The sequence below is a fragment of the Furfurilactobacillus milii genome, assembly GCF_009864005.1.
GTDB lineage: Bacteria > Bacillota > Bacilli > Lactobacillales > Lactobacillaceae > Furfurilactobacillus > Furfurilactobacillus rossiae_B.
This window is the reverse complement of the sequence record NZ_WEZQ01000005.1, coordinates 117,878-124,307: the sequence shown is the minus strand read 5'-3', so window position 1 is coordinate 124,307 and position 6,430 is coordinate 117,878. Positions and strand designations below refer to the sequence as shown.

7 protein-coding genes are annotated in these 6,430 nt (G+C 42.8%); 1 reads left to right on the top strand and 6 read right to left on the bottom strand.

Annotation, left to right across the window (positions count from 1 at the left end; genetic code table 11):
* Positions 1–156: 156 nt before the first annotated feature.
* The 4 genes from GB993_RS03385 to GB993_RS03370 all read right to left on the bottom strand — a co-directional run bounded on the left by GB993_RS03385 (position 157) and on the right by GB993_RS03370 (position 4,410).
* Entirely contained in the window at positions 157–2,007 is a 1,851-nt protein-coding gene (locus tag GB993_RS03385; protein ID WP_161003099.1) for an ABC transporter ATP-binding protein, read from the bottom strand.
* The gene (locus tag GB993_RS03380; protein ID WP_161003098.1) at positions 2,007–3,758 is read right to left on the bottom strand and encodes an ABC transporter transmembrane domain-containing protein; all 1,752 of its coding nucleotides are present in this window, start codon (positions 3,756–3,758) and stop codon (positions 2,007–2,009) included. The genes GB993_RS03385 and GB993_RS03380 overlap by 1 nt, the downstream gene beginning before the upstream one ends.
* A 97-nt stretch (positions 3,759–3,855) precedes the next feature.
* Positions 3,856–4,080, bottom strand: coding sequence for a YneF family protein (locus GB993_RS03375; protein ID WP_017261998.1), 225 nt, complete (start codon positions 4,078–4,080; stop codon positions 3,856–3,858).
* A gap of 90 nt (positions 4,081–4,170) precedes the next feature.
* Positions 4,171–4,410 carry a DUF896 domain-containing protein gene (locus GB993_RS03370; RefSeq protein WP_161001204.1) on the bottom strand — a complete coding sequence of 80 codons (240 nt, stop codon included), beginning with the start codon at positions 4,408–4,410 and terminating at the stop codon, positions 4,171–4,173.
* Between the two features lie 230 nt (positions 4,411–4,640).
* On the opposite strand from GB993_RS03370, the gene lexA reads away from it, so the two are divergent.
* Complete coding sequence (gene lexA, locus GB993_RS03365; RefSeq protein ID WP_017262000.1) at positions 4,641–5,270, top strand: transcriptional repressor LexA; 630 nt, start codon at positions 4,641–4,643, stop codon at positions 5,268–5,270.
* A 223-nt stretch (positions 5,271–5,493) separates the two neighbouring features.
* Here the strand turns inward: lexA and GB993_RS03360 are convergent, their stop codons facing one another.
* Positions 5,494–5,934 (bottom strand): nucleoside 2-deoxyribosyltransferase, encoded by a 441-nt coding sequence (locus tag GB993_RS03360; protein ID WP_161003097.1) that lies wholly within the window; start codon positions 5,932–5,934, stop codon positions 5,494–5,496.
* A gap of 152 nt (positions 5,935–6,086) precedes the next feature.
* Entirely contained in the window at positions 6,087–6,335 is a 249-nt protein-coding gene (locus tag GB993_RS03355) for a hypothetical protein (protein WP_161003096.1), read from the bottom strand.
* Positions 6,336–6,430 lie beyond the last annotated feature (95 nt).

Here is a 6,430-nt window from a genome sequence, read left to right as displayed (position 1 = left end):
GAAACGGCCTCACTCCAGATGAATACTGGAATGAAGCCGCTTAGAGAATACCAAAACTTTATATTATTTCATCTGTCAACTTGACAGGGCACAGTGCATCGTCAGTACACCTTTATTTTTATCATGTCCAACATGCGGTCTCAGTCATACCTTCACTCATGCCTGAGGCTCAGCACTGGAATCATTTTCTTCACTGTTAAGGAGTGCCTCACGTTGATCTGCGTCAACCGCTGTTTGCAACCGATACATATCGTAGTAACGCCCACGCTTGGCCAACAAATCATCATGCGTGCCTCGCTCAACAATTCGACCTTGGTCCAGTACCAAAATCTGATCAGCATTTCTAATCGTTGACAGCCGGTGCGCAATTGCAATCGTGGTCCGCCCACTTTGCAGTTTTTGAAGACCATCTTGAATGAGTGCTTCAGTTTCTGTATCGATGTCGGCCGTTGCCTCATCCAAGATAAGCACCTTGGGATTATGTGCCACCGTGCGTGCAAACGACAACAATTGTCGCTGACCACCGGAATAGCTGGCACCACGTTCAATGACACGAGCATGATATTTGTCAGGCAATTGGTCAATAAAACGATCTGCTGACACAAAACGTGCGGCATCTTCAACTTGTTGATCACTGATATTGTCATCAAACATACGGATGTTTGATGCGATGTCGCCGTAAAACATAAACGAGTCCTGAAGAACGAGCCCAAATCGTTGACGCAATTCAGTCATACTGTAATCGCGAATGTCACGATCATCAATTAAAACTTGGCCCGAACCAAATTCATAAAACCGCATCAAAACATTTATCGTTGAAGATTTACCGGAACCCGTGTGACCAACCAACGCAACCGTCTGCCCTGGCTCAACGGTGAAAGAAACGTCGTGTAACACGTCATGTTCACCATCATAACTAAAGTTAACGTGTTTAAACTCGATTTTTCCTCGAGTGATTTTAGCACCCTCGACCGGATGCTGTTGTGGCGCTAGTGTTTGATCATCCATCACCCGTAAAACCCGTGAACCGGCAACAATACCGTCTTGAAAGTCGGAAAGTGAATCCATCATGTTCGCCATCGGATTGTAAAAATTGCTAAGGTATTGAACAAACGCATAAATCGTACCTGCAAGAACAAAGTGATGAAATGCATCGATACCAAACATCCATAGCACGGCAACTTCACCCAGAGCAAACAGTAAATCAATAATTGGGCCAAGCAACAGTGAATTGGTCCGAATCATTGCCCGTCTTGTATCAAAATAGGCTTGATTGGTTTGTTCAAATTCGCTGTTCATTCGGTGCTCTTGACGAAATTCCTGAATCACCGCAATTCCGTTAATGGACTCAGCTAGTTTAGCGTTCAGTTCGCTCAATCGTTCGCGCATGGACCGGTAGACCCGACTACTAAAATGCTGATAATACCAAATTGCAAAAATTAATATCGGTAAGAAAGCCAGGACAACCAGCGAAACTTTAACGTTTGTTCGGTACATGGCGTAAAACGACGTAATCACTGAGAATAACGCCACAATAGCGGCAGCAAACAGTGCCCAGAATGTTTGAAATGACATCGTATCATTTGTTAGTCGCGATAATATTGATCCTGCCGGCACTTGGTCAAAGTAACGCATCCCGAGTGTGTGGAGCTTACGGAACATCTTAACACGCACATTTTCAAGCATCCGTTCGCCACCCATGGCATACAAGAATTCCTGACCAAACTGGAAAATTGCTTTGATAATCGTCCCAAGAAAATAAAATCCGGCGAAGAAAAGAACAACGCGCAATCCTGAATTATGCACCCTTAAATACTGATCCATATACGTCGACATCAGCTTTGGCAACAATACATTAATTAAACTAACCAAAAAGGCAAAGACAATTGCCCAGATGAAGTCCCATTTATAGGGTGCCGCATAAGGTAATAAACGCTTAATAACAGTTGTCTGTTCTTTCATTGACATGCTTCGAGCCCAGACCGACTCATGATTATTTTGTGCCATTAGTCGTTGCCACCTCCAATCGAATCTGACAATTGCTGCTGGTCGTACATCCGTTTGTACCAACCATTTTGGGCCATCAGTTCGGCATGGGTGCCTCGTTCGCTAATATGCCCATCCGTCATCACTAAAATTTCATCAGCATTAACAACTGAACTTAAACGATGTGCGGCAATAATTGTTGTCTTACCTGCTCGGTTACTGCCTAAACGTTCAAGAATTTGAGCCTCAGTTTTGGCATCAACCGCCGACAACGCATCATCTAAAATCAATATCTCAGGATCGATCACTAACGCTCTGGCAATAGCCAACCGCTGTTTTTGACCACCAGACAGTGAGACCCCTTCTTCGCCAACTTCCGTTTGATAGCCGTCCGGCATGTTACTGACCTCGGTATCAAACGCAGCCGTGTAAGCAGCATCTTCAATGGCTTGATCACTCAAATCAGGGTTTGCAAAAGCAATGTTTCCTTTCACAGAGGCTGAAAACAAAAAACTATCCTGTGGCACGTAACCAATAGAACGAATATAAGCGTCCAGCGTGTAATCACGAATATCATGACCACCCATTTTAATCGTGCCTTGATAATCGTCAAACTGACGCAGAAGTAACTTAATAATGGACGACTTGCCGGCTCCGACACGGCCAACGATGCCCAATGTGTGACCCGTGGGCAAAGAAAAATCAACATTTGTCAACCGTGGTTGCTTCTCATCAGGATAGTTAAACGCCTTGACATCAAAATTAATGGTACCTGTTGCTGGCTGTTTAATCCCATCTGTTTTTTCAACGATGCTAGACTTTTCGTGCAATAAAAAGTTAACCCGATCATAGGAAGCGTTCCCACGTTCCATAGTGTTGAATAATTGACCAATCGCAAACATTGGCCAAACTAGCATACCAACGTAGGCAATGAATGTCACCAATTGACCAAGTGAGATCACCCCACTGGTTACATATCGGCCGCCTAAGACAATTGTCGCCACGTAAGACAAACCAATAATCACCGTAATCAACGGATCAAACATCGCATCCAAGAAATTGGTGTATCGGTTGATTTTGATGGTGTCCTGAACCTGTCCCTCAAAATCTGCTTCATCCTGTTTTTCTTGACCTAATGTTTTAATCACCTTAATGCCTTCAATACTCTCTTGAGCCTTGTTGTTTAAACGAGAAAAGGCGGCCTGTGATTCACCAAAGGCGACGTGAATTTTTGTACCTACATACCGAGCCACAATTGCAATCAATGGCAATGGCAGGACAGCTAAAATAGTGAGCCGCCAGTTAACCATGATCATCATGGCAACCAATGTTGTACCACCCGTGATGATGGAATCGGCAAACTGAAGGATCCCGCCACCAGCAACTCGTTGAACGGCCGATAAATCATTGGTCGCATGGGCCATCAAATCGCCAGTTCGATACCGTTGGTAAAAAGCTGTATCCATTTGCATAAAATGCCAATATAGCCGCTCTCGTAGTGTTCTTTCGAGATTAGCTGCACCTCCCCAAATAGCCGTCCGCCACAAAAAACGGGCTGCGTATGCGAGCAAGGCCGTAACAGTCATGACACCAAGTGCTAGACCAAGTTTTCCAGCAGTCAGCGTACGCTTATCCATTAAATCAACCAGCATACCAATAATTCTTGGCGGAATGATGCCCAGTAAGGCGGTTAGCAATAAACCAATCACACCCCAAAAATATGTTCGTCGCTCAGCCTTAAAGTACCAAGCAAGTTTTCTAAAAATCGACACCAAGGTCACCAACTTTCCAATAACGCACAATTTAAAAAAGAATATAAAAAACGGGCAGGAGTAATCCAGCCCGTTTAATCAATTACATTAATCAGAATTAGCTCTTTCGTGCTTGACTCTGCATGGTTGACAGCATTTGCTTCAACTTCTTTTCAGAAGGCTTTTGCCCCATTTGCAGCATCATCGTCCGTAGCATTTCTTCAGTAATCGGAGGATTATTCTTAAGGTAGTTTTGCATGTAGCGGCGCGCAAAGAAGAAGCCACCAACAACACCGGCGACTGCCGCTAAAATAACGATTAAAATCCACAACCCTGTTGACATCGAAATAACCTCCTTCCATAGATGAATTACATTAAATAATACTACACAACATCAACGCGCTTGAAAACCCTTTAATGCCAAAAAAGCAAATTAATCGTCTCGCAAACCTTTTTTGCGTTGGACATCCTTCACTTTTTCTGGTGTAACTTCTTTACCGTCCTTGTCGAATACTTGCATCATTTCAACTTGTGACCGGAATGCCTTCCTAAAGTTGGCTAAAAAAGCCTCGCGAAGTTTCTTTTGCTCAACTTTCTCTTCATCGGTCAGTCCCGTTGTCTTTTGTTTATGAGCAAGTTCATTAATCCGGGCACGTAATTTTTCTGATTCCATTGATTCTGCCCCTCCTTATCATTTATCCAAGGCTTCGACTGACCATTATACAAGAAGAAGTCAAAAAGTGGAAAAGATTTGCAGTAAAGCGAACATTTGTTTGACCGATAGCAAAAAATGTGCTAAGTTTTAACTATCGAAATCGCGTAGCTCCGCCAACCGGACCCACCACGAACACGTTTTCACATTTGTTCGCGGCTACGCAAAAATAAGACGAGGTGTTGACGAACATGTCAAGAAGTTCCGAAAGCAAACAAATTGCGGTACTCCGCTTTATCTATGAACGTGTTAATGAAAAAGGTTATCCGCCGACCGTTCGTGAAATTGGCGAAGCAGTTGATTTATCCTCTACTTCTACAGTTCATGGACATATTGATCGTTTACAAAAAAAGGGATTGCTAGTTAAGGATCCTACTAAACCACGGGCCATTGAACTAACGGACGCTGGTTTGCAAACGCTTGGCGTGTCAACGACACCAAACGAAATTCCGGTCTTAGGTGTCGTTGCTGCTGGTGAACCAATCTTAGCAGTCCAAGATGCTACCGACTATTTCCCGGTTCCACCAGAACTAACCGAATATGATGGCGACCTTTTTATGCTTACCATTCGTGGGGACAGTATGATTAATATGGGGATTCTCACCGGCGATCGTGTCATTGTTCGACGTCAACAAAACGCCGACAATGGGGATATTGTTATTGCAATGACCGATGAAAATGAAGCAACCTGCAAACGTTTCTTTAAAGAGTCTGATCACTATCGACTCCAACCTGAGAACGATAACATGGCCCCTATTATTTTGAACAATGTCACAATTTTAGGTAAAGTTGTTGGCCTCTATCGTGATTCAGTTTATTGATTTGAAAATTTTGGCAGTAAAAAGCTGAGGTTTAACCACAAATGAGTGGTTAAATCTCAGCTTCTTTGTCTGACCTCTTACATAGGTCGCTTCTCATCGCACATGAAATGCAACAATTTGTTCACTGACTAAATCTGTACAAGTCGACCTATTTTCACTGTTTGCTGCACCTTAATAAAAATAATCGCCATTACCACAGCAAGTGCTTCCTAGACAGACACTTCTACTGAACTTCACCAACGTAACGTTGCTCTGGCAATTGATCAAAGTTAAGCGCTGACAATTCTTCAGCATGCTCAACATATGTTTTTGCGCCTTGAGCTAACATCAAATTAACCAGGCCCGCTTTTTCATGAACTAGCACTACCGTCTTACCTTTGGCCACGGCATAACCAATTTCAAAGGCTGTCCCGCTGTCAACGGAATCTTCTGTAAAGTCACTAACAGCAACAACAACATCAGCCTCGTTTAAATGATCCAAATCGTGCTTGTATGCTGTCGACTGCCATTCTGGACTGCCGAACGTTAATTCAGGGAATTGAGACTTTCGTGGACTAAACACATCACCAACGGTTTTATTATCCGCTAGAGCCTGTTCTACACGTTTGACACGATCAATTTGGTCATCGTCAAAAAAAGGGCTGGCTAAATAAATAGATTTCACAGGATGATTCCTCCTCGAATTGATGCACTAATTATACGACAAAAATGAACAATCATACAATTAAAATTCGATTATGTTCACAAATGGAACTTTATACCTGTTCAAATCTTTATTAATTCGATACTTATCGTCAAAAATATGAACAATGTTTTTTATCCACGCGACGTTTTCTCGGATTGCGGATTAATTTTGATCATCCTTAACGGACGTACTTGGTCCGTTCTTAAAGTCACCTGCCCGTCTAATACATCTACCATATAGCGATCGATCGGGTCAAAATTAATAATTTGTACAATAACATGATGTGCTAAGTGTTCAAGTACCTTACCCAAAAAAGGCTTTTGTAAATCGTCGCATTTTGAACATCGAACTATACTGCCTTGGCCTAGAGTTGCTGTCATAATAGGTCCTCCTTGAGATCATTCACTTCTTCTCCGTGTTTCGATTATGGATAGTGTAACGCACGTTTTCTTCGAATGCAATGATTTTATTTATG

Bases quoted from the DNA above. Each gene is read 5' to 3' on its own strand.
- GB993_RS03385 (WP_161003099.1), bottom strand. From the start codon at position 2,007: ATGGCACAAAATAATCATGAGTCGGTCTGGGCTCGAAGCATGTCAATG.
- GB993_RS03375 (WP_017261998.1), bottom strand. From the start codon at position 4,080: ATGTCAACAGGGTTGTGGATTTTAATCGTTATTTTAGCGGCAGTCGCC.
- lexA (WP_017262000.1), top strand. From the start codon at position 4,641: ATGTCAAGAAGTTCCGAAAGCAAACAAATTGCGGTACTCCGCTTTATC.
- GB993_RS03355 (WP_161003096.1), bottom strand. From the start codon at position 6,335: ATGACAGCAACTCTAGGCCAAGGCAGTATAGTTCGATGTTCAAAATGC.
- GB993_RS03370 (WP_161001204.1), bottom strand. From the start codon at position 4,410: ATGGAATCAGAAAAATTACGTGCCCGGATTAATGAACTTGCTCATAAA.